This is a genomic window from Mycobacterium sp. E1715 (genome assembly GCF_001667625.1).
Lineage (GTDB): Bacteria > Actinomycetota > Actinomycetes > Mycobacteriales > Mycobacteriaceae > Mycobacterium.
The window spans coordinates 1-21,331 of record NZ_LZJJ01000043.1 but is presented as its reverse complement, the minus strand read 5'-3'; the positions used below and the strand labels follow the sequence as shown (position 1 = coordinate 21,331).

Below are 21,331 nucleotides of genomic sequence, written 5' to 3'. Positions count from 1 at the left end.
AGGTGGGACGGGCGTTCTGCAGGTCCAGAGAGGGGAGGATGTTGAGACCTCAGGAATACGACGTGGTCCGCTTGTGCCGGCCGGTACCGGAGCACGACCTGCCGGTCGGTTCACGAGGGGGGTCGACATGGACTACACGACCGGCTCAGAAGGCGCCCGGCGCGCCTACGAAGTGGAATTTTGCGACGCCGACGGCATTACCCGAGCCTTGGTCACCGTCGCCGAAGATGACCTGGAAGTGGTGTGGCGGCCAGCTTCGGGTGGCTAGCAGCTCAAGGTTGGGCCGAAATATCGGATGCGTCGCCGCAGCAGTTGGCGGAGGTCAGTCACACGGAGTCAACCGCTTGACGCGTCCTCGGCGTGTCGGCGGGCGAGGCCACGGACCGCGGTTTCAACACGAGGCTCGCCAGGACCGCGACGACGCCGATGCCGACGCACACCCACAACGCCGACTGGTAACCCGCTTGGGTGCCGGCTCCGACAACCGTTCCCGCCCAAGCGAATCCCAGTGAGCCGCCGATGCCGTAGGAGGCGTTGGCGATCCCCGGCAGCGAACCCGGCTCGTCCGGGGGCGCTTGCAGGACGCCGAGCGCGCTCATCGGGGTGAGCGCGACCGCCAGCGCCACGCCGAACACCGCCATGAGGGCGACGACCGCCATCTTGTCGAACGTGAACACCGCAAGCGCGGCGGTGACGGCCACGGAACCGACCAGACCCGCGCGCAACACCGTCACGAAGCCGATCTGGGCGGCGAGCCGCCCGATCAAAGGGGCAGTGAGAAGTTGGGCCAGCGCGCCGGGAGTGATGAACAGCAGGGCCGTGAGCTGCCCGCTGGCGGCGAAGCCGACGCGGTCGTTCTCGGCGAGGGACGGCACGATGTAGCTGAGCACCACCATGAACGACCCGAAGACGAGAATGGTCACGACGATCAACGGCCACGAGTAGCGCGACCGCATCTGGTCGATGTGGATCAACGGTGTCGCGACTCGTTTCTCGACCACCACGAGCGCGACGCAGGCGGCGATGGACGCGGCAAGGCAGCCGAGCATGAGCGGCGCGGACCAGCCCAGATGTTCGCCGTTGGAGACATAGAGATTCAGCCCGGCGACCGTCAGCGCGATCAGGACGGCACCCGCCCAGTCCATTCGGCCCGTGTTCTTGCGGCCGCGTTCGTCTGCGGGGACGGCCAGCCGGCACAGCGCGACGGCGGCGATGCCGACCACCAACGTCAGGACGAAGATGGAGCGATAGCCGAAGCGGTCGACCAGGACACCGGCGAGCAGCGCGTCGACCCCGGCCACCCCCGCGTTGATCGCCGAGATGACACCGCAGCAGATGCCGAAGGCTTTGTCGCTCAGGTGTTCTCGCATGATGAGGAAGGCAAGGCCGTACGTGATGTTCGCGCATCCCTGCAACACCCGGCCCGCGACCACCACCTGTAGCGAGGTGCCCAGGATGCACAACAACGTGCCGATGCAGACGAGAGTGAGGATGCCGACCAGGACGCGCCTGCGGCCGATGAAGTCGCTCCATCGGATCAAGACCACGTTTGCGATCGCGCCGGCGAGATAGAAGTAGGCGGACATCGACGCGTATGCGTGCGGACCGAGATGGGTGTTGATGTCCCGGATCGCGGGGCCGAGCATGGTCGCGTTGAGCATGAACGACATCACCGACAATGCCAACGCGGCCACCATGACGGCGGTTCGCGAGGACGAAAGCTCCTTGCCCCCGTCGCCGTCAGCAGTTGTCACCGCCGAGCTTTCACCGACCACCGTCGGACCCCCTTCGCATGCCGCGCCATAGTCGACACATCGGTTAATTGTGTTGTCCCGCGGCCATCGTGGAATCCGATGCGGGCGTCTTTACGCGGGCGACGCTCAGCACGGCCAGGCCCGCGGGCAGCAGCAGCGCGGCGCTGACCGCGAGGATGACTTGGATGCCGTGACCCATGCCGACGCCGTGGTGCTGCAACATCTCCAGCGCGCTGCTGGAGACCGCCACCCCCACGCCCGCGAGAGTGACCAGGGACGTCAGCGTGACGCCCGCGGCTTCGCCGGCCCGCTCGGGCGCGACGACGGCCTGAGTCGCCACCGTGGTGAACGCGTAGACCAGGCCCATGGTGAAACCGCACGCGCTGAGCGCGGCGAGATACACCGCGAAGCTGTCGGCGGACGCCAGGACGCCGAGTGATACCGCCGCCGCGGTGCAACCGATGCCCATGACGGCGAAGGGCGCGTTGCGCGACGCCAGGCGTCCGGACACCGGACCACCGAGCGCCGCGCCGACCGATGGGCCCAGGAAAGCCAAGCCGGCCGTCAGCGGGTCGAGGCCCCGAACCTGTTGGAGATTCAGCGTGGCGAGAAATACGGTCACCACGTACGCGATGTTGGCGACCGTACCGGCGACGACCAGGACGGTAAAGCGGGGCTTGCGCAGCAGCGACAGGTCGATCAGGGGGAAGCGCACGCGCGTCTCGACCGCGACGAACCCGACCAACAAGGCAACGGAGCCAAGGAATACGCCGATCACCGGCGGCGACAACCACCCCCAGTTCGGCGCTCGGTCGAAGGCGAGGGTGAACAGCCCTATCCCAGTCGTGATCAGCGCCAGGCCAGCCAGATCCACCCGTCGCGGCACGCTGGTGTCGGAGGTCTCCGGGATGGTTCTCGCGCCGATGGCGATCGAGATCGCCGACAGTGGCACCAGCATCCAGAACACCGAGCGCCACCCGAGCGTCTGGGTCAGCAACCCGCCCACCAGGGGGCCGGCAGCGTTGCCCAGGCCGGCGATGCCATACGCCAGTCCGATTGCGCGACCAGACCTTTCGGCGGGCAACGTATTGGTCAGGACGCTCACGGACACCGGAAAGATCAGGGCGGCGCCGAGGCCTTGCACGGCCCGGAACGCGATAACGACTGGCGCCGATGGCGCGACCGCGCAGAACACCGACGCGATTGCGAACAACCCGATCCCGGCGAGCAGCGTGCGGCGGCGACCGAAGATATCGCCGATGCGGCCGGCGGGTGCCATGAACGCGCCCAGGGTCAGCATGTAGACACTGATCACCCACTGCAGATCGGTCGTGGTGCTGTGCAGGTCCGACGCCATGCGGGGCAACGCGAGGTTCATTGCGAAGTAATCGATCTGCACGCAGAACAGTGCCATCGAGATCGCCGCGATGATCCAGCGCGGGTGCCGCCCGTGCGCGCGGAGATTCACGGGCTTGACGATACGGCCGGTGACTCCTATCTATCCGCCGATTCGGCGGACTGCCGCGTACCGCGAGGCCATGTCGCTCGGGGCGGTCACAGCGCACACAAAGCATCGGCGACGCCTCGAGAAACTCCGTAATATCGCGTTATGAGGCTCGTCGCGAGCGTGCCGTCCGTTGTCATCGTCGCCGGCGCGATGGCGCTTGGGCCGGCGGCTGCTCCCCTCCCCATCTCGTCGGTGCCGCTGGCGTCGGCGGCGTGCCCCGACGCGGAGGTGGTCTTCGCGCGCGGCCGGGAGGAACCTCCCGGCGTCGGCGCGGTCGGCGACGCGCTCGTCAATTCGCTGCGCGCCAAGACGAATAAGTCGATCGGGGTGTACGGGGTGAACTATCCCGCCAACATCACCACCGGAGGCGGCGCCAACGACATCAGTGCCCACGTGCAAGCCATGGCCAGGGATTGCCCCAACACCCGGATCGTGCTTGGCGGCTATTCGCTGGGCGCCGAGGTGGTGGACCGCGCGTTGTGGGGCGGGCTGCCACCGGGGACCGACCGGCACGTCGCGGCGGTCGCGTTGTTCGGCAACGGCACCCACGGTGTCGGACCGGCGTTCGCGGGCAAGACAATCGACCAGTGCGCGGCCGGTGACCCCATCTGTGGCAGGGGAACGAGCTGGCCGGCGCACCTGCAGCCCTCCTACATCGGCTCCGGTCTGGTGGATCAGGCCGCGGGCTTCGTGGCGGGCAGGCTGTAGGCCCCCGGCTAGGGTCACCTGTGTGCGCAGGACCATCGACTGGGACGGCGACGCGGTCACGATCATCGACCAGACGGCGCTGCCGGCCGACTATCGCGTCCTGACGCTGCGCACCGTCGACGAGCTGATCGACGCGATCCGCCGGCTGGCCGTGCGCGGGGCGCCGGCGCTGGGCGCCGCGGGCGCCCTCGGCGTGGTGCTCGCGGCCCGCGAGGGCGGCGACGTGCGCGCCTCGGCCGAACGGATCGCGAAGGCGCGGCCGACCGCCGTCAACCTCAGCTGGGGGGTGGCGCGCGCGCTCGAGAAGCTCGACGCCGGCGCCGAATCTGTGCTCGCCGAGGCGCTGGAGATTCTCGACGAGGACGAACGCCTCAACCGCGTCGCCTCGGCACATGCCGCCGAAGTCGTTCTCGCCGTGTGTGATCGCCGTCCGCTGCGCCTGCTCAGCCACTGCAACGCCGGCCACCTCGCAACCGTCGCGTGGGGCAGCGCGCTCGGCGTCGTCTGGCACCTGCACGAACGCGGACTGGTCGAGTCGGTGCTCGTCGACGAGACGCGGCCGCTGTTGCAGGGTGCCCGGCTCACGGCGTGGGAGCTGGCGCGGGCGGGCGTGCCATACCGGGTGCAGACCGACGGTGCCGCGGCGGCGGCGATGGGGCGGGGCCTCGTCGACTGCGTGCTCGTCGGCGCGGACCGGATCGCGGCCAACGGGGACGTCGCCAACAAGATCGGCACCTACGGCCTGGCCATCGCGGCGCGCCATCACGACGTGCCGTTCGTCGTCGTCGCGCCGTCGTCCACGGTCGACAGTTCGCTCGCCACCGGCGCCGACATCGTCATCGAGGAACGCGCGCCCGACGAGGTCCGGACGTTCGGCGGCGCCGTCGTCACGCCGCCGGACGCCGACGTTTACAACCCCGCGTTCGACGTGACCCCGGCCGAACTGATCACCGCCGTCGTCACCGAGCACGGGCGTTACGCGCCGTAACCCCTCACGTCGTCGACAGCGGTTGGCGTTCGACGCTGCGCCCGAGGACTACCTTTGCCGTGATGACGCCCAACTTGACCATGCCCAGGTAGGTCGAGGGGTTGAACAGCGTCGGCCACACCGTGCGGATTCTGTGCTCGTTGATCGGCCGGTCCGTGAATCGGTCGCGCAGCCACCTCAGCGTCATGGGCGCCGACAGTGGATGCAACAGCAGATGCCCACAGAACCGGTCGCGGTGATAGGTGACCGACACGCCGTTGCGTTCATACTGAGCCACCAGTGCGTCGACATCGTCGACGCTGATGATTCCGTCATGCACCGCCTGTACGACCAGCACCGGAGGCTTGGGCCCCGACTTGCCGAGCTTGGTCTCGTCAAAGATGTGGCGCACTTCGGGCAAGTCCCACAGCTCGTCGGCCGTCATGTCGACGTAGGACCCGATGTCGACGTTGCGGAAGTGCCATACCGCCTGGGCAGTCGCCATCGTCTGCAACTCGTCGAGCAACGCCTTGCCCTCGTCGGTCGCGTGCTCATCGACGACCCTTTGCGCGCCGGGAAAGACTTGCGTCAATGCGGAAATCATCAGTGCGGCGAGACCGGCGAAGAAGCTGCCATTGAGGCGGCGCGCCACACTGCCCGGGTCGCCGACGGGCGAACCGAGAACGGCGCCAACGATATTGAGCTCCGGTGCATATCGCTCACACAATTCGGCCGCCCACGCCGACGCCAGTCCTCCCCCTGAATATCCCCACAGACCCACCGGTGCGGACGGCGACAATTCCAAGCGCCCGGACCGCATCGCGGCCCGCAACCCGTCCAGAATCCGATAGCCGGGCTCGACCGGAGCGCCCCACATGCCATGGCAGCCTTCGTGGTCGGGTACGCAAACCGCCCAGCCTTCGGCCAGCGCGGCCGTCACCAACAAATACTCGGCTTGGACGAACGCACCGATCGGTCCCGCGCCGCGCCGCATGGCGAACGAGGGAAAACAGCGCGACGCCACAGCGTCGATCGCGCATTGATAGGAGAGCACCGGATAAGCGACGTCTGACTCGCGCTGCGCCGGGACCAGCACTGTCGTCACGGCCACTTCCGGTTCTTCGTGCAGATTCGTGGTGCGGTACAGCAACTGAGTGGCTTTCACTCGTTGCCTGATGAGACCCAGAAATCCGATCTCCACGTCGCGCGAGCGCAACACCGTCCCCGGCTCTTCGTGCTCGTATCCCAGTGGCGCCCGGTAGAACGGGTCATCGTCGGGGGTGATCGGCCGTTCGCCGCGGCGCAGCGCGTCGTGCGGCGCGCTGCTGCTGACGCGCACTGGTGTGGCGGAAGAGTTGTCCATTGGCGTGGCGACTCCCTCGGCGTATCGCTGATGGCACGCATTCACGCGGCCCCGAGTTAGCCATTACCCGCGGTACCGGTTTGCCAACCACCGGCCATCCGAAATTCCCGCCGAATTACGGCGCGAGCTCGGTGGGCATCCAGTTTCCGAGAAACGCGCTGGCGCGGGCCGTCGCACCAGTCGGGCGGTTGCGGCCCCACCCACCGACGATCAGGCCTCCTCTGTACAGGAATGAGGGATCTTCGGCGGTTGGCGACTGTAGCGGCGTACCAGCGCCATGATTCCCGTGAGAAGAATGGTGAATAACGCTGCCGATGCGCCTGACTCGTACACGTCGGCAATCTGGATGGTTTTGCCGCCGCGGACCGCAACGCCGTCCGGCGGGTGGATCAGGGCGGCGAAGACCTGAGTGGCGGTGGAAAGCCAGAACAGGCACGGCAGCAGCCAATAGGGGCGGGTTCGGGTGGCGGGGCTCCCGGGGAATCGCGCCTCGACGAGCGCTACGAGCTGAAAGATCAGCCAGCCCGTCAGCAGCCAGCCGAGATAGTTGGTCAGCGGGACTCCCAGCGCGCCGGTCGGGTGGTGATAGGAGTACCAGTCGTGCGCCGTCGCACCGATGGGGTCGTTTACCAGGTCATAACCCCCAAGAATGAACGTCGCCACGATGGGCGTCGTAAAGCGTTCGGCGCCACCCACGGCCACATCGGGAGCGGGTCGCATGATCACCCGGGCCAGTGCCCAGGCCAGCCAGCCGAAAATGATCCAGCTGACGATGGCCACTGGGGGAACGCCCAGGGGCTTCGGACCGGGCAGGTGATGGGTGTAGGAGCCGAACGGGAAACCGGTCGCGACACCGATTGCCTCCATTGCGAACGCAACAACGCCGGCGATGGCGACGAATGCGGCCATGCCTCGTGCGAAGTAGCCCAGCCACGCATGGACGACGACAAACAGAACGAGAAAGCCCAATTGGGCGGCCCCGGCTTGCGCAGCCAGCGACGGACGCACCGCCATAACCAGCGCGGCGACCAGCGTGAGGAACAACAAGACCCAACACGATGCCCAGAGAATCTGCAACCGTGCCCCCGTTCGTCGAGACGATCGCGTCTGCGTAACGGCTGGCGCTCGCTGGGTGGTCTCTTCACTGGTCACCTTGCGCACCCTCCTAGCCGTGCTGTTCAGCGCCCGACGCACGCCGATTCTGGTTTGCTCACGCTATCGCCCGGAGTTGCGGATCTCAGCTATTCGGCGGCATGAGGCAGTGCCGATGCTCGCGGTATTTCAGTGACGAACTAAGGGAACCCGTCGGGGGACAACCGGCCTCGCCGGGGCGGGAACCGGGCTATATGCCATGGTCAAATGTGGAGCCGATGACGGGAATCGAACCCGCGTATTCAGCTTGGGAAGCTGGGTCAAGCCGTCTACACGGGTGCGATGAGGACTGCTGAAGGCTTTGACGTGGGGAATCCCAGCCATGTAAGTCCGTAGGCGTCCGCTCAAGTCGCACCGAGTTGTGTCACTGATGTGTCATCGAACGCCGCCGATGCCGGTTTGCTAGACGTCCCGGCCGGTGCTACTTAACGATGCCGCGACGTCCGACCTTTACGGATTCCTGGTGCAGGTGCAGGTGCAGCAGAGGCAGCTACGATCAGTTCTTGACCGGAGGCAGGTGTAACCACATCATTCGAATGAATATGACGGCCGTGCACGCCGGAGAATGACCAGCCAGCAGGTCATCTCCGTTTCCCCCAGTCGATCAAACCGCCAGTTGCTGAGCGGGTTTATTCCGGTGCGGTGCGGTGCGGTGGGGTCGGTGGGCCCGTCTCGGCAGGCGCGCGATCGCCGTGTACTCGACGTCCCCCACTCTTCGTACCGTCCTGAACCGGTACTGACGACCCTGGACCGAGATGGCTCCGCCCATCCGCAGCGTCGGGCGTGGTGCGTTTCAGCTAGGGTGCCGAGTGTTATGGCGTTGGGGACTGTGGTACGCGACGTTTACGCCAACGCAGGCAGACTGCAGATGTACGCAACGCTTGACGTGCTTTTGCGCGCGGAGTGGCATCGCGCTGGGGTGTACTGCTTTTGGGACCCCGATACTGGTGACGCGCTGTATATCGGTGTGACAAACGATCTTGCTGAGAGATTCGCGCAACACAACAGCTTGAAGGGTTATAGACCGAATAGCGGGAACAAAGGCAGGCAGGTCAACGAGTGGTTTACTACTCACTCGCGTTTGGGCTTCAGCGTTGTGTTGCAGGACGCGTATGCTGACGAAACTGATGAGCCGTATTCCCGTAACGCCGAGGGACAGCTGCTAGAAGGTTATCGACAGGTGCATCTCTCGCTGCCTCCATGGAACAACATGGGTGGCAGCCGGATGGGCGCGAGCTACGTTCGGCAAAATAGCGCAGCGTGGGTCGACTATATGACCGGCAAGCTAGACAGTCTGGTCGTTGCGCGCAGCACGATTCGAGGGCTGAACGATGACGCATCGGCCGAATACAACGAGATCCAGATCCATCTGGCGCGTACTGCCCTGCTGCATGGAAACAGCGCATTCGACGATGCGAAATTGTTGGAGGGGCTTGAACGACTAATCGAGCGAATGAGGCATTACAGCGAGTGGTGGCGCGAGAACGGCGACCGGCTCCGAGACCATCTCAAACGGCCTGCGCCGCACCCAGAGCGGATCTGAATTAACATGTGGATCCCCTAGCGGCCAGCCAGGCCTAATCTCGACTTCCACAACCACTTGCTACTATCGCTTAATTCTCGCCTCGAGGCCAATTCCGTTGCAGCAGGGTCTTTTCTTGTTCTTTGCCAATGTGATGGCGTTGGTTACAGGTACCTGCGACGCGGCTTGTTCGAGCAGCACGCGCAACCGGCGCCGAGGGACTGCTCTCGATTTGTTGACGCGCTAGTTGGTGGAAAACGGTGAAATACTTGTCCCGAGGCGCTGACCCCCACTTCTGACTTTGCCGCTAGCTTGAAGTACCCGCCGCCTACGTGCGACTGCTGAGTCTTCTGATCAGTCATCACGCTGGATAGAAGGGCATGAGCTCGCCCGCGGAGAGCACCAAAATTTGACCACCTGGCGATGATTGAGCGGCGACCAAGCATGAGTCGCCTCCCAGCTCGAAGATCCAATCCATGCAGCTACCACAGGGCGTAAAGCGTTCTCGCTCGGCGGCGATGAACACTGCTTCTAGTCGTTCGTCACCACCTGCTATTAGGCTCCCAATCGCGTTCACCTCAGCGTGGATATCGTGACTCCGATACTTGTGCTCCACGTTGCATCCGAGCCATATTCGCCCACTTGTTGATCTAGCGGCGCAACCGACCCTGGTATTGCCAAGGACTCGGGCGTGATCGCGCACCAGCCATGCAGCGTGAGCTAAGGCGGCGAGCATTTCAGCATCGGTAGTCCGCTCCGCCCCCGTCATAATCGAGCTTCGGTTGAAAGACTTCGGATTGAAGCTCCGAGCTTTCGCCAGCGGTCCTGCTCTTCAACCGATGCTGACTTGGCCCATAGTTCCTCGACCACCACGGCTGAGTCATCGGCCCACCCGGACGGTGCATCCATCGGGAGAAGGACGTGTTCAAGCTCCCTTATCAAGAGTGGAGTGGTACGCAGCACTGGAACTCGCCTGGCCAAGTCCGTCAATATCGAATCCCTCAGCTCTTCGGACGTGAGAGCTATCTCGGCAAGACTTCGGATCGACCCGTAACGCACCCAAGTGGATTTGTCTGCGTCCAACGAGTTGAACAGGGCAGCAATGGCCTCCCTCGTCGGTGTGATTCCCAGCGCGTGAACAGCCCGCCAGCGCACCACGTCGCTCTTCGCGGTTGAGGCGAGGCGTACCAGTTCCCGCTCGACGTCCTCAGCCAGCGGCGAGCGCCTAACCACGTTGCTCATCGTCCAACCCAGTATTGAATCATCGCTTGCGAGGATGGCGATATCCTGAAGGGTGGACTGCTCGGATTCCGGCCTCGTATAGAGCGTGATCCAATCGTTCAGCCACTCCTGCCCCGCGAATCGATTGCCGTTTAGGCGCACGTAGTCGATGATTTCGGTTCTGGACTGCGCCATAGTTATATCCCGTGCTATCGCTGTATCGATGACCTCTAGCGCATCGGCCACAGCTTGGGCCGTGCGTGCGAAGCGATCGAAGCGCCGCTCACCAAGCATAGTTACAACCGCGAACTCCATCGCGGGACTCACGTGCGAGCCCGCCTGCCGGTCCTCTGCGATGAGATAAGCGGCTCCGTAGAAGTTCCAGTCGTAGACACATCGCACCAATAGATCCGCGTTGTCAGGCGCTTGCTCAAGGATCATCGCAAGTGCGTCAAAGGACGTTGCCTTGAATGTCAGTACGTCCAAGCCCTTGTCATTCCACAGATCTGGCCTCGTTGCCGCGTAAGTTGCGGCGAGGTAGTCGTGCAATAAGTGATGCGAGAACCGGCACGTAGGCTCCAAGACTAAAGTTCCAGCGCTGACGAGGGAATCGACGGCAGGCTCCCCGACTCTGGCGATGAGTTGGTCAACGTCGACTCTTCGATCGCCGTTTTGTTCGTACTGTGAGTACGCTGCTGCAGCGAGGCCGTCGAGCCACTCTGGTTCAACGCCACCATGTTTTAACAAGAATGTGCGTTGCTGCTGAGACCTTGACCCGCGATCACCTCCGATCGCCAGGTTGAGGTAGTAAGGCAGACCGAGCGGTGACTCCGGATCTGTGCCAGCGTCAGGGAGCAACTCCAGTCGCTGCTCCATCGAGACCGGTGAGAGAGTGGCTAAAACCCAGAGCTTCTCTACGATTCGGCGGCGGTTCAGTCGATCTGTCACGATGATCGCGAGACTGGGAAACTGTGAGGCGAGCCTATCGACCTCATCCAGGAGCGCCGCACCGATCGGCGGAGAAATCTCATTGAGCCCATCGATCAAGAGCAGCTGGCGGCGCGATTCTCCTAGCGCGGCTTCCGACACATGAGGAGTAGCCGACGCCAGCACAGCCCGCGGGGCAGTGTATTCCAGTTGCCCGCCTTCAAATGCGTTTGCCCACCCGAGTACGTCAAGTCTCGAGACATCCACGCCAGACTCCGCCGCGGCCGCCGCGAGCCGGGAGAGGGTCCATGTTTTACCTGAGCCGCCCTTTGCCTGAATGAGAACTCTGCCGGCCTCGAACGCTTTCGAGATGAGGTCATTGGGGGACGTGCGCTCGCCGGCGCCGTCTCGCAAGACGGCGTCAAAGCTCGGGCAAACTACGAGGTCGTAGTCAAACCGAGGCCGCTCGGCACCAGGCTCACTTTGCATCGAGGTCACGCTCACGCCCATAGTGTCTCCCTAACCACCGACATCGTCAGGTTTCTGGCTTCCATTTCGGTGCGCCGGGATCTGCCGGGCTTTCAGCGCGATCTTCGTATAACAATCTCTCCACCAAGGAGCGAGCCACACACGCGGCAGCAACGCTGGCGTATTTCTTCCACTTCTTACGCTGCTCATTGTTCTCGTCGGAGAGTGCGCCGACAACTTCCTCACCAGCTAGGTTGTGGGTAGCGAGGGGCGGCCGGGCGGCCGTGACATGGTCGCTGACGCCACGAACGGGCACCCAGAGTGGGCCATAGTGCGGATAGGGGTCGCACCTAAATTCGTGCAACGCCCGTCCAACGCCCATCGACTCCATATCGACAATGTCGGCGTTGTCGAAGCGGTTGACCATTTCGATCTGCTTTTCCGCTGATGGGTTCCCAGCGATCGCCTCAACGGCGATAACCTCGCTCAGGTGGATCGCCGGAAGGAGCTGCGTCTTCTCGTCGGGTCGTGGAATGTCCAGCCGCGAAAAGCACTTCGCCTTCGGCTTGGCTGCCACGCTTTCCGCGTGTTGAGTTATGAGCCGGGCGGAGGGTTGATCAAGGGATATGTATCTCTGGCGGCTTCCGGTAGGCAGGTTCTTGGTGTAGTCGGCGTAGTGGACATACCGCCCGATAACCACATCGCCGAGCCCTGGTCCCCTGCCGTCGCGCTGGATGCCACCGCCGATCCCGACCACAACGACAACCTCTGGGCTGTACCACTCGAGAAGGTTGCGCACGCTGAGAGCAGCGGCGGCGTTCCCTCGGTCAGAGGATTGGGCGAGTACGAACGGATACTGTCGATCACCAGTCGATGCATACTCGGGCCGGGTATAGATGGCTGAGACGCCGATCTCCTCTGTGGCTCCGAACAGCGTCTGCACGGCCTGCAACTCCGCGTCGATAATCGACATCAGAACCACCCGCGCATGGCCTCGGCGGCCACTCAGCAAGGCCATCCGGTTTCCCTCCGATGAATGTGCGGGCTTAAGGGTCCACAGTTGCCGTCCTGGATCTTATGCACTAGTTAGTCACCAGCATCCGGCTAGGGCCGGGCAGGGTCCCGAGCACAGACTCTCATCGAACACAGCGGTCACGCGGTGCTGCAGTGGTTAATACGTAGAAGCTGCGTCGTCTCTACCACCCTACGACCCGAGCCGGAAGCTATCACTACGTCACGACGGCTGTGGCCGGCTTTCTTTTCGTCCGCCAGTCCGCCAGGGAGCGCTCAGGTCTGGGCAGGGCACCTTGGTCAAATGCTAGAGCGCCACGAAACGGATCCTCATAGACGCCCCGCGCCATCGCGGTGAAGCAACGCGGTCGCAACCACGGCCGCGCGTGTCTGCTTTATGCGGGATGGAGTGCTGCTGACCTTCGACGATGGCGAAATAGGCACCGTCGCGTAGGCGTTAGATTGGATGGAGGGTTCAATGACCAATGAGCAGCGGTGGTTTTACTACGCCGATGCGCTGCCGGAATATGCCACCAAGCTGGTCCGGATCGACGCCGGCGGTAGAGCGGAACGCTACACTGCCCGCGATGGCTGGGCCGATGCGAACGGCATTCAGTCCGAGGTCAAATGGACCGGCGACTGGGATCCGATCGCGGATGACGACGTCGACACCGTCATCGTGAACATTGAGAACCCGAAACCCCGTAAGCCTTTCGACTATTGGAAGCCGTTGTGGGAATTGAGGTTCCGGTTCCACGCCTGTCTGGACGAAATCGAGGCCGGTATGATCACGGCCGACCAGATATCATCGGACTCCGGTTTGAACGATGAGGTGATCGCGGCGCTGAAAATCGTTGAGAATTGGGATCTTTCCGACGAGTGGCGCTGGTGGAACACCCCCGTCGGTGAGCGCGGCGATACCCCGATTTTGCAGGCTTATTTCGCGCTGGGGGCGCAGTGCCGCGAGGTGGAAGCCGAGTTGGAGAGCCAGAGCTGATGAGCTTCTGAGCTCAGAGAAGCCTTGATCAGGCCACCAAGGGCGTGGAGGGGATCGCCCCCGGCCCAGCCACCAACCGGCATGGTGTCGCCCCTCATTGACACACCTATCGCCGTAGAACGGGCTCCGCGACGTCGTCAGGGTAGACACGCACCTCGGACACACCTCCGCCACGCGCCGACATGGTCAGCCACGCCGGCATACCGGGCATGGGACGGCCCTGACGAGCCTGCCATTGCGCGACGACGACCGGCTCCCCGGCAGCCAGCAGCTCGGCGAACATCTCACCCGCCCTGACTGCGGCCAGCTCCTCAGCCTGCTCGTACTCGACCAGTGCCGCCCGACAATCGTCAACCAGGACATTGCAACGCGGGTTGCTGTGGACGTACTCGATCTCGCAGCGCATCTGGCACTTCTGGCGCAGAAGCTTGGCGTAGGTACCCGCTGGCAGGCGATAACCACCCGCGGCGTCGACGGCGTCGATGTCAACCGGCATTGCTGGACCGATCCCAACGGGCCCGCGCGGCACGGCGCGCCTTGATCGTTCGCAAGCTCGGCGGCTCCGGGATGTCGGTCTCGATGCCCCGAATCAGCCGCGCAGCCGCCTGCTCCAACAACCGAATTTCCGCGCTGATCTTCAGCTTCGCCTTGACGTCCTCGGCGGCCTCGTAAAGGTCCAAGAACTCAGCTTTCCGGTCCAGAATCGACGAAATCTGGCCCAAAATCGCCCGCTCCTGGGCGTTCCACGCCAACGTCCGGCCCAACCGCTCCGACGACGCGGCCAACTGTTTGTCTAGGTCGCGCAGCGTACGCCGCGCCTCCGACGACTTCGCCATACCTAACAGCGTATGCGCCCAGAAGCGAATTCAGCGTTTGTGCGTGCGTCAACCAAGATCAGCCGTTTCGGCCATGTGCGCTCGGCGGCAGGGTGGGGGGTGGAGCCGGGGGGGTGACAGCGCGGAGCGTCGGCCGTCTGGTGTCCGGCGGGTGGTCAACGGTCAGCGGGACGGGATGGTGAGCGTGTGAGTGATGCGCGCGCCGACGGGGCGCTACGCGGTGGGCTCCACCATCTCCACCCCTCTCTTGGCCACCGTCGGGGATCGGCTTGGGCAATCGAAAGTGCCGCCAGTCTCACTGCTTCGGTCGGCTTAGTCCCGATTATCTGGTTGTGTCCCTCAGTACAACGCCACGGTTCACCATCCTGCCCGGCGCCAGCGCGAATGGTTCCGTGTGGCCGTGGGATATGGCCCCGCGAGCAGGGAGGGTCGTCGAGGCCGCGGCCGTTATCCCACGGGGGTTCTTTAGGGCTATAACGCTCAGGGCGACGTGCGGGACGTGGCAGTGTCTCTCCCCCCGGCTCCGGCGACGCGGAGGCCGACTGGCCAATGGCGTGGCCGCTAACCCTTGTCAGTCAGGTAGCGGCCCCATTTCTCCTGCGAATCGTCTCTGATTTATAGGAATCTGGCCTGCTGGCGTTAAGCACGTGGTGGATCTCGGATCCGGCACAGCGGTACTGGATCGACCCAGTGGACGACACGCGCGCCATCGTTCTGTCGGTGGTGACCGCGATCATGACTAGGATCGAACGAACCTTCGGAGGAAAGATGACGGTGCTGCGCACGCTGGACCTGTTCGCGGGGGCCGGGGGTATGTCACTTGGGTTCGAGCAAGCAGGGTATGGCTTCGAGTCGGTTTCCGCCGTCGAGGTCGACCTCGCCGCGGCCCGTACGTTCAAGCGAAATTTCGGGTGTCCCGTATTCGATGGCCCAATCGAGAAGATTGATAGATTCGACACCGCTGACGTTATTATCGGCGGTCCTCCATGTCAGGGGTTCTCACCGCTGGGTCGCGATCGTGACAACGAATCGCGTGCGGAGCTGAACGATCTTTGGCGGCACTATTTTCGTGCCGTACGGCAGATTATGCCGCAAGCATTTGTGATTGAGAATGTTCCGGAATTTCAAAAAAGTGCTCAATTTGCCCGCCTACTCAGCATGATGAAGACAGACAAAAAACTGCGGAAATACGGCATCGGGTACGGAGTGCTAAACGCAGCTGACTACGGCGTGCCACAAAGTCGCCGGCGCGGTATCTTTGTTGCCGTCCGGGATTACGGGAGTGAGCTGCCCTGGCCTCCCACGCCGACCCACGGTCCCGATTCTCCTGACCGGAAACCTCATCGCACAGTTCGCGACGTCATCAGTGACCTCCCTCTGCATCCCGCTCAGACGGAGATAACGCAGGACCGACATGGCCAAGAACTCCACATCGGACGAAATCCCCGGCGGTCAAGCCTCGAGAGGTACATCGCCGTTCCGGAGGGCGGTAATAGGTTCGATTTGGCTCGGAACCGTCCCGACCTGCTTCCGCGATGCTGGGCAGAGAAGCCGACGGGGACGACTGATGTGATGGGAAGATTATGGTGGGATCGCCCAGCGTTCACAATCAGAACCGAGTTCTTCAAACCCGAGAAGGGCCGATATCTGCATCCGGAGGCCCACCGGCCGATCACACACCGCGAGGCCGCCCGCTTGCAGACCTTCCCGGATCACTTCGAGTTCGAGGGAACGAAGATCGAAATTGCCCGGCAAATAGGCAACGCCGTGCCTCCCAATTTGGCGACTGAACTTGCGCGGTATGTTTACGGACTACTGCACCAGTTTTAGACCCGCCTCTAGAGACCGGCTTGCCAAAGCAAGTTGCGCACAGCCGACCAACTAGGTCGTCCCTCGCTGCGCCGCGATATTGCCACGGGCTCGGCGAAGACAAACGATGGTGTGCAGATTCTCCGTGGGCGGACCATTATTTATCCCGAGCCGACCATCAATTATGGCGTGGCGATTCCGCCTGGGGGCCGCCCGACGTTGTACATCTGGTGCATGTCGATTGTCATGGAAGCGCGTGCGCGGTTTCACAAAGAAATCTGTAGACGCCTGTACGGGCGCCGTCCCGACTCGGGAAACTACTCAAACGCCGATGGATCGAGCGAAGTCAGTAAGGCGTTCGCTATGGCACTCGGCGACGAGTTGGTCAACGCTGGCCTAACCCCAACCCCATCGCCGGTCGAGCAGCCACAGACTGTCGGAGCGGAGTTCGCACGAATAACCGCAGGCTTCCTAAAGGACTGTTATGAGAAGGGATTTGCTCGACTTCGGCCCGCCGCCAAATGGGATTTCAAACCAGAGGCGATGCTCGCCGATTACTTCCAATATGCGCACTTGAGCGACCTCGAGAAACTGAGTGACGAGTACCGTGGCGAAGCGAATTACTGGATGGCAGCCGTAGTCGGCGGCGATTACCACATCAAACACGACGTCCTGATGTTCCGACGTCCAGAGTCGATCGATGAGCTAAACGACCGTGCTGGCACCACCCTGCTCGACCCTGGAGATGAGGCATGCAAGTTCACACCGCTCCTCTCGAGCAACCAGAGAGAGCCAATCCTTCACGCCGCAGTGTCAACGAAATGGACACTGCGCAGCGACCGGGCTCAGAATGTGCGCACCGAGGCGCTCAACTTGCAGAAGCACCGTAAGGGCCGCACACCACACCTGGTCGCTATAACCGCTGAACCACAGCCGAGTCGGCTCGAATCTCTCGCACTCGGAACCGGCGAGATCGACTGCGTGTATCACGTTGCGCTTCCCGAGTTCATCACCGCGGCGACACGGTCCGCGGCCGAATCGGGACTCCATTGGAATACCGTGCGAGCTCGGAAAGACCAGCTTCAAACCCTCAAAGTGCTGGAAGCCGGCCGGCAGCTTCGCGATATCGCCGATTTGCCCTTCGACCTCGCTATGTGAGCTTTGTCAAGACAGTGGCCGCCCGGGCTGACGTGAGTGACCCGTCCGCCCGGCTGAAAGCCGTCAGCGAATCATCGCAGCGAACCGATGGAACCCCGAATTCATGCTCTTTGCCTAGGCCGCTGCGAATAAGATCGCAAGGTCGTCTGCGACAACGATCGCTAAGGGCGTCTCATTCGCTTTCCCCGTCTCCGTGATGATCAACGCCGCCGGGGGACCGCTTCCTTGGGCGGGCGACGACAGCTTCTTGATTGCGTGCAACACCGTCGCGGCTCTGGACAAATGGGCTGCGGTGTCCTGCGGTTCAGCGAATTTCAACACTGCGCTGACAGATTCGGACTCGGCCAGTTCATCCGTAGCTAGGCGGTCAGCAAGCCATCGGCCAACACAGTTTGTGGTGAGCAGGCCACAGTAGCTATGTCCCTCATAGATTGGAAACTGTGAGTAGTTGTGCTTGCGGACCTCGTCGAGTACTGCGCTGATTGGGTCTCCGGGCGAGAACCGGACGATCGGGCGGCGCGGTAATACGCCGAGGACTGTCGGGGGGGAGAGGATCTTGTCGCGCAGCGTTTCAATGCCGCTCACGATCCCTGGTACGGGCACGGCGATCGGTTTGCCTTGGTAGTACTCCGTGTGGAGCATGACGTTTCGGAGTTCGCCGAAGATGCGAATCGCTCGACGGTCCTCGCGCCCCATGCCGAACTTGTCGGCATACTTCTCGGCCAACCCCCTGAAGCCTGAGACGTCATCACCTAGCCGGGACTTGAAGTGATTCTCGATAGCGTTGAACGCCGCCAAGAACCTACTTGCGCCATCGATTTGGTCCACCTTCTTTCCCTTCATAATGAGTTTGATGGGCGGGACGACGATAATGTTTGTGCTGCCTTCTTAGATTTACCTGCACGCAGCAGGCCACGGCCGCGCACCTACGTCGACACTGGCCTGGTGTCCCGCGACAGCGCCACAGCCCGCGAAGAGGTCAGTCATGGTTAGGGACTGTGCCACGGCAACATGCTAATCAGCTCGGCAGACGCGTCGCCCTCGGCGCGGCGCTCTAAGCTAGATGCATGGCGCAGTCGTGGGCCTCCACGCCAGGGGTAAGGGCTTGCATGCAGGCCAATAAGTCGAGGAATACCAAGCCTGAGGTAGCGCTGCGGTCGGCAGTGCATGCGCTCGGTTTGCGGTTCAGGGTCGCCGAACGTCCGATCAAGGGTTTGCGTCGCACCGCAGATCTGGTCTTCACACGGGCCAAGGTCGCGGTGTTCTTAGATGGTTGCTTCTGGCATGGGTGCCCTCAGCATCACACCGTTGCGGTCACAAACGGCCAATTCTGGGCCGACAAGGTCGAGGGAAATCGAAGACGAGATCGCGACACAGACCGCCGGCTCTTCGAGGCGGGTTGGACGGTCGTGCGCGTCTGGGAACACGAGGATTGCAATGAGGCCGCCCTCCGTGTCCTCGACGTCGTCCAGAAGTGCCGAGCCACCAACTAAAGCCACATCTACTGGCGCGTGCCAGCCCTGCAGATGGCGTTATAAGCGTTTTGATCGATCGTGCGAACACCGGATTGGAAATAGAAGCCAACTGCTTTTCGATTGTTCGCTTCCGGCTCCCGATAGAGGCCGTTTTCATCCTTGAATGGCACCGGGTGTTCAAATGCCTTGAAGTCCTGGATCGAGCACCGAAACCGGTCACCGACCTCCGTCACGTCGCCCACCGTTCCGCAGCCGAGGTATACCGGTGTCTCCCTCGATCCATGTGTGCGTCGACCTCCTTTGTAGTAAACGAACCGTTCGCCCGCTTGAATCAAGCTTTTGTAGCGAGCCGGGTATTCGTAACTCTTGCCCAAGTCATCGGCATACGAGTAACCCGAGAGGTTCACTTCATTCTGTGCGAATACGAGCGGCACTGGTTTCTCCTTGTAGGTGCCGAGCTGGAAATGCGATCCTGTACTCAGGTGCTATCTAGAGGTTTTCAAGGACTGGCGAATCTCGGGGAGAACAGCCTCCAAGAACCCGCGAACATTGCTGCCGCCAAGTACCAGCTGGCGATCCAACAGCCGGTTGCCCGTCTCACAAGAGGTCTCGCTGATCAGTGCGCAGCCGTGACAGGCGGACAAATTTAGTCGTGATGATCCCTGCCTGTCGCTCTCGATGCATACGGGGTCGTTGGAACATACGTCCGCGTCATCTAATGCAGCCACCAGGAGTGGCAGAAGTCGGGACGGCTCACCTAGCCGGACCAGGCCACCGAGCGTGCCTTGGGCGTCGCCGGCGGCCGTATAGATGAGAATGCCTGCGGTCCTATCGGGCCGATCTGAATTGGCGTATATCCGCTCCTGCAGCGCGGCGGATGAGTAGCCGCTGGCGAACGCCAATCGACGTATGAGCAAGTGCGCAATCGTGTGGAGTGCGATAAAGCGCGGCTCGGGCACGTCCAAACGCTGAGCCCATTGTGTTTGTTGCCTACGGGTCATCAGTATGTCTGCTCGCGACTGAACCGAGGGGTCACGCTCCCATTCGGAGACCGCCCCCTCGTCGAAGCGGAGAAAGATCCCCTCTCCGAAGAGTTCGATCGCTGGATAGACGGGTTTACGTGCCTGGTCCGGACCTAAATCGGCCCTTATGAAGGCGGCGTCGCCATCGTGACGCTGGAAGCCGAGTAGTGCCCGGACTTCTCGCACCCGACGGACCTGACCGACACCCGCGATTCGGCGGATGAGTTCGTTCGGTCCGGACACCTCGCTCAGGCTGCGGCCGTCCACAACGAAATCTTCACCACTTTGGTCTCTTCCACGCGCGAGCTTTTTGAGGAAAGCGGCCCATTCGCCATCCTTCAAACCGATTAGAGGCGGCTCAGATTCATTAACCTCTCCCGTTGCGACGGCGAGCACCGTCTCGCGCGGTACTTCGAGCTCCTCGGCGATCCATCCCGCCACTAGCTCGGCTTGAGGTCCTCCGTTGTCCGCGACTACCTTCTCGAAATACACATGACCACGAATCTTTGCGGCCAATTCCTCTGAGTACGACTGCATCTCGGGAATGTCCAACGCCGATAGTCGGTCCGCGATGTAGTTGCCCGTTGCGCCTCGCTGAACGGCAACCAGCTGGTGATCGCATGGCGCCTTCACCGACGAAAGATCCTGCCAGGGCTGTCGACCCTCGCATTTAATGCCGTCACCCTGCAGCGAGCCCTCTCGAACCAGATCAGTAAGCGGGCGGGAACGCTTGCATTTGTTGCAACTAACGCGCAGCGACGAGAGACCCTCGCCCTGCCCGGTAGTGCGTATGAACTTGAGTTCCGTGTACGCCCTACAAAACCTCACTTCTTCCGTGACGCCCGCGTCACGTCCGCGATGCGCCCACTTGAACCAAGGTATGTCCTGAATATGGCTGCCGTGCTTGCAGATTGCGACGTATCGCATCGGAACCAAGAATCCGCCACACTCGCATTTGTTGGTCCAGCGGCCCTTGCTCTTACCTGTCAGCATGGAAAGTCTGGAGCACCGTTCACAGAATCGCCACGCCGGAAACCGCCAGTAGAGCAGGCTCGCAGTTTCTTTCGCGGCGCGTCCGGCATGCGCCGGAGCTTGCCGGAGCTCACCGGCGCCGAGTCGCGAGGTCAGCCGATCACAGCTTATTCGAGGCGCATATTTGCGATCCCACCACGAAGTATCCGGGGCTATCAGGGACTCCCCGCGAACGTCCACGATGGCGCCGACACCGAACGGCGTTATCGTCTCGGACAGGCGAAGGTCATGTTTAATCCGCTGCACGTTCCACCTCCTGCAGGGGTTCCTGTACCTCGACCGCAACGTTCTCTTCAACCGAACGCATGGAGTCAGCGACCAGCCAACCTTCGCCAGATTGTCCGAACCGCTTGAGCAGCGCTAGATCCGCTTGCACTCGTCGGTCATACCGCAAGGGGCTGT

The 21,331-nt window shown here is 62.6% G+C and carries 20 protein-coding genes; 8 read left to right on the top strand and 12 right to left on the bottom strand.

What is annotated here, in order from left to right; all coding sequences use genetic code 11:
* Nucleotides 1–127: 127 nt before the first annotated feature.
* Nucleotides 128–268 carry a DUF4926 domain-containing protein gene (locus A9X03_RS28120; RefSeq protein ID WP_082950310.1) on the top strand — a complete coding sequence of 47 codons (141 nt, stop codon included), beginning with the start codon at nt 128–130 and terminating at the stop codon, nt 266–268.
* A gap of 58 nt (nt 269–326) precedes the next feature.
* Here the strand turns inward: A9X03_RS28120 and A9X03_RS02590 are convergent, their stop codons facing one another.
* Both A9X03_RS02590 and A9X03_RS02585 read right to left on the bottom strand, forming a co-directional pair.
* Nucleotides 327–1,754 (bottom strand): MFS transporter, encoded by a 1,428-nt coding sequence (locus A9X03_RS02590; protein WP_231969247.1) that lies wholly within the window; start codon nt 1,752–1,754, stop codon nt 327–329.
* 64 nt (nt 1,755–1,818) lie between these two features.
* Nucleotides 1,819–3,222, bottom strand: a complete 1,404-nt coding sequence (locus tag A9X03_RS02585) for an MFS transporter (protein ID WP_231969249.1) — start codon at nt 3,220–3,222, stop codon at nt 1,819–1,821.
* Between the two features lie 141 nt (nt 3,223–3,363).
* Between A9X03_RS02585 and A9X03_RS02580 the strand changes: the two genes are divergently transcribed.
* Together A9X03_RS02580 and mtnA are read left to right on the top strand one after the other, a co-directional pair.
* Nucleotides 3,364–3,969, top strand: a complete 606-nt coding sequence (locus tag A9X03_RS02580; protein ID WP_067749054.1) for a cutinase family protein — start codon at nt 3,364–3,366, stop codon at nt 3,967–3,969.
* Between the two features lie 22 nt (nt 3,970–3,991).
* The gene (gene mtnA, locus A9X03_RS02575; protein WP_068259540.1) at nt 3,992–4,957 is read left to right on the top strand and encodes an S-methyl-5-thioribose-1-phosphate isomerase; all 966 of its coding nucleotides are present in this window, start codon (nt 3,992–3,994) and stop codon (nt 4,955–4,957) included.
* 4 nt (nt 4,958–4,961) lie between these two features.
* Here mtnA and A9X03_RS02570 read toward each other — a convergent pair whose 3' ends face one another.
* Together A9X03_RS02570 and A9X03_RS02565 are read right to left on the bottom strand one after the other, a co-directional pair.
* Complete coding sequence (locus A9X03_RS02570) at nt 4,962–6,299, bottom strand: lipase family protein (protein WP_067749069.1); 1,338 nt, start codon at nt 6,297–6,299, stop codon at nt 4,962–4,964.
* A gap of 210 nt (nt 6,300–6,509) precedes the next feature.
* Nucleotides 6,510–7,346: a carotenoid biosynthesis protein gene (locus A9X03_RS02565; RefSeq protein ID WP_068259536.1), complete on the bottom strand. Its 837-nt coding sequence runs from the start codon at nt 7,344–7,346 to the stop codon at nt 6,510–6,512.
* 973 nt (nt 7,347–8,319) lie between these two features.
* Here A9X03_RS02565 and A9X03_RS02560 point away from each other — a divergent pair.
* Entirely contained in the window at nt 8,320–8,994 is a 675-nt protein-coding gene (locus tag A9X03_RS02560) for a GIY-YIG nuclease family protein (RefSeq protein ID WP_197696000.1), read from the top strand.
* A 340-nt stretch (nt 8,995–9,334) separates the two neighbouring features.
* On the opposite strand, the gene A9X03_RS30740 is transcribed toward A9X03_RS02560, so the two are convergent.
* The 3 genes from A9X03_RS30740 to A9X03_RS02550 are packed head-to-tail and all read right to left on the bottom strand — an operon-like array spanning nt 9,335 to nt 12,607.
* The gene (locus tag A9X03_RS30740) at nt 9,335–9,709 is read right to left on the bottom strand and encodes a cytidine deaminase (protein WP_197695999.1); all 375 of its coding nucleotides are present in this window, start codon (nt 9,707–9,709) and stop codon (nt 9,335–9,337) included.
* 29 nt (nt 9,710–9,738) lie between these two features.
* A complete protein-coding gene (locus A9X03_RS02555) occupies nt 9,739–11,625 on the bottom strand; it encodes a HEAT repeat domain-containing protein (protein WP_197695998.1) in 1,887 nt (628 codons plus the stop codon).
* A 31-nt stretch (nt 11,626–11,656) separates the two neighbouring features.
* Nucleotides 11,657–12,607 carry a hypothetical protein gene (locus A9X03_RS02550; protein ID WP_068259527.1) on the bottom strand — a complete coding sequence of 317 codons (951 nt, stop codon included), beginning with the start codon at nt 12,605–12,607 and terminating at the stop codon, nt 11,657–11,659.
* A 471-nt stretch (nt 12,608–13,078) separates the two neighbouring features.
* On the opposite strand from A9X03_RS02550, the gene A9X03_RS02545 reads away from it, so the two are divergent.
* On the top strand, nt 13,079–13,597 hold the full coding sequence (locus tag A9X03_RS02545; protein ID WP_068259525.1) for a hypothetical protein: 519 nt from the start codon (nt 13,079–13,081) through the stop codon (nt 13,595–13,597).
* Nucleotides 13,598–13,703: 106 nt separating this feature from the next.
* Here A9X03_RS02545 and A9X03_RS02540 read toward each other — a convergent pair whose 3' ends face one another.
* Nucleotides 13,704–14,093 carry a hypothetical protein gene (locus A9X03_RS02540; RefSeq protein WP_068259521.1) on the bottom strand — a complete coding sequence of 130 codons (390 nt, stop codon included), beginning with the start codon at nt 14,091–14,093 and terminating at the stop codon, nt 13,704–13,706.
* Complete coding sequence (locus A9X03_RS02535; RefSeq protein WP_068259518.1) at nt 14,083–14,433, bottom strand: hypothetical protein; 351 nt, start codon at nt 14,431–14,433, stop codon at nt 14,083–14,085. Before A9X03_RS02535 ends, A9X03_RS02540 begins: the two co-directional genes overlap by 11 nt.
* A 690-nt stretch (nt 14,434–15,123) precedes the next feature.
* Here A9X03_RS02535 and A9X03_RS02530 point away from each other — a divergent pair.
* Together A9X03_RS02530 and A9X03_RS02525 are read left to right on the top strand one after the other, a co-directional pair.
* Nucleotides 15,124–16,263 (top strand): DNA cytosine methyltransferase, encoded by a 1,140-nt coding sequence (locus A9X03_RS02530; protein WP_369830988.1) that lies wholly within the window; start codon nt 15,124–15,126, stop codon nt 16,261–16,263.
* Nucleotides 16,264–16,296: 33 nt separating this feature from the next.
* On the top strand, nt 16,297–17,400 hold the full coding sequence (locus tag A9X03_RS02525) for an NgoMIV family type II restriction endonuclease (protein WP_156746447.1): 1,104 nt from the start codon (nt 16,297–16,299) through the stop codon (nt 17,398–17,400).
* 114 nt (nt 17,401–17,514) lie between these two features.
* On the opposite strand, the gene A9X03_RS02520 is transcribed toward A9X03_RS02525, so the two are convergent.
* A complete protein-coding gene (locus A9X03_RS02520) occupies nt 17,515–18,228 on the bottom strand; it encodes a CBS domain-containing protein (protein WP_068259543.1) in 714 nt (237 codons plus the stop codon).
* A gap of 239 nt (nt 18,229–18,467) precedes the next feature.
* On the opposite strand from A9X03_RS02520, the gene A9X03_RS02515 reads away from it, so the two are divergent.
* Entirely contained in the window at nt 18,468–18,893 is a 426-nt protein-coding gene (locus tag A9X03_RS02515; RefSeq protein WP_231975331.1) for a very short patch repair endonuclease, read from the top strand.
* 8 nt (nt 18,894–18,901) lie between these two features.
* Here A9X03_RS02515 and A9X03_RS28990 read toward each other — a convergent pair whose 3' ends face one another.
* Nucleotides 18,902–19,309 (bottom strand): hypothetical protein, encoded by a 408-nt coding sequence (locus tag A9X03_RS28990; protein ID WP_156746446.1) that lies wholly within the window; start codon nt 19,307–19,309, stop codon nt 18,902–18,904.
* A 51-nt stretch (nt 19,310–19,360) separates the two neighbouring features.
* Nucleotides 19,361–21,175, bottom strand: a complete 1,815-nt coding sequence (gene drmB, locus A9X03_RS02505; protein WP_068259508.1) for a DUF1998 domain-containing protein — start codon at nt 21,173–21,175, stop codon at nt 19,361–19,363.
* Nucleotides 21,176–21,331 lie beyond the last annotated feature (156 nt).

What these genes read in the sequence shown, in the direction of transcription:
- A9X03_RS30740 (WP_197695999.1), bottom strand. Translation starts at nt 9,709, where the DNA reads ATGCTCGCCGCCTTAGCTCACGCTGCATGGCTGGTGCGCGATCACGCC.
- A9X03_RS02560 (WP_197696000.1), top strand. Translation starts at nt 8,320, where the DNA reads ATGTACGCAACGCTTGACGTGCTTTTGCGCGCGGAGTGGCATCGCGCT.
- A9X03_RS02545 (WP_068259525.1), top strand. Translation starts at nt 13,079, where the DNA reads ATGACCAATGAGCAGCGGTGGTTTTACTACGCCGATGCGCTGCCGGAA.
- A9X03_RS02570 (WP_067749069.1), bottom strand. Translation starts at nt 6,299, where the DNA reads ATGGACAACTCTTCCGCCACACCAGTGCGCGTCAGCAGCAGCGCGCCG.
- A9X03_RS02550 (WP_068259527.1), bottom strand. Translation starts at nt 12,607, where the DNA reads ATGGCCTTGCTGAGTGGCCGCCGAGGCCATGCGCGGGTGGTTCTGATG.
- A9X03_RS28120 (WP_082950310.1), top strand. Translation starts at nt 128, where the DNA reads ATGGACTACACGACCGGCTCAGAAGGCGCCCGGCGCGCCTACGAAGTG.
- A9X03_RS02535 (WP_068259518.1), bottom strand. Translation starts at nt 14,433, where the DNA reads ATGGCGAAGTCGTCGGAGGCGCGGCGTACGCTGCGCGACCTAGACAAA.
- A9X03_RS02540 (WP_068259521.1), bottom strand. Translation starts at nt 14,093, where the DNA reads ATGCCGGTTGACATCGACGCCGTCGACGCCGCGGGTGGTTATCGCCTG.
- A9X03_RS02515 (WP_231975331.1), top strand. Translation starts at nt 18,468, where the DNA reads ATGGCGCAGTCGTGGGCCTCCACGCCAGGGGTAAGGGCTTGCATGCAG.
- A9X03_RS02580 (WP_067749054.1), top strand. Translation starts at nt 3,364, where the DNA reads ATGAGGCTCGTCGCGAGCGTGCCGTCCGTTGTCATCGTCGCCGGCGCG.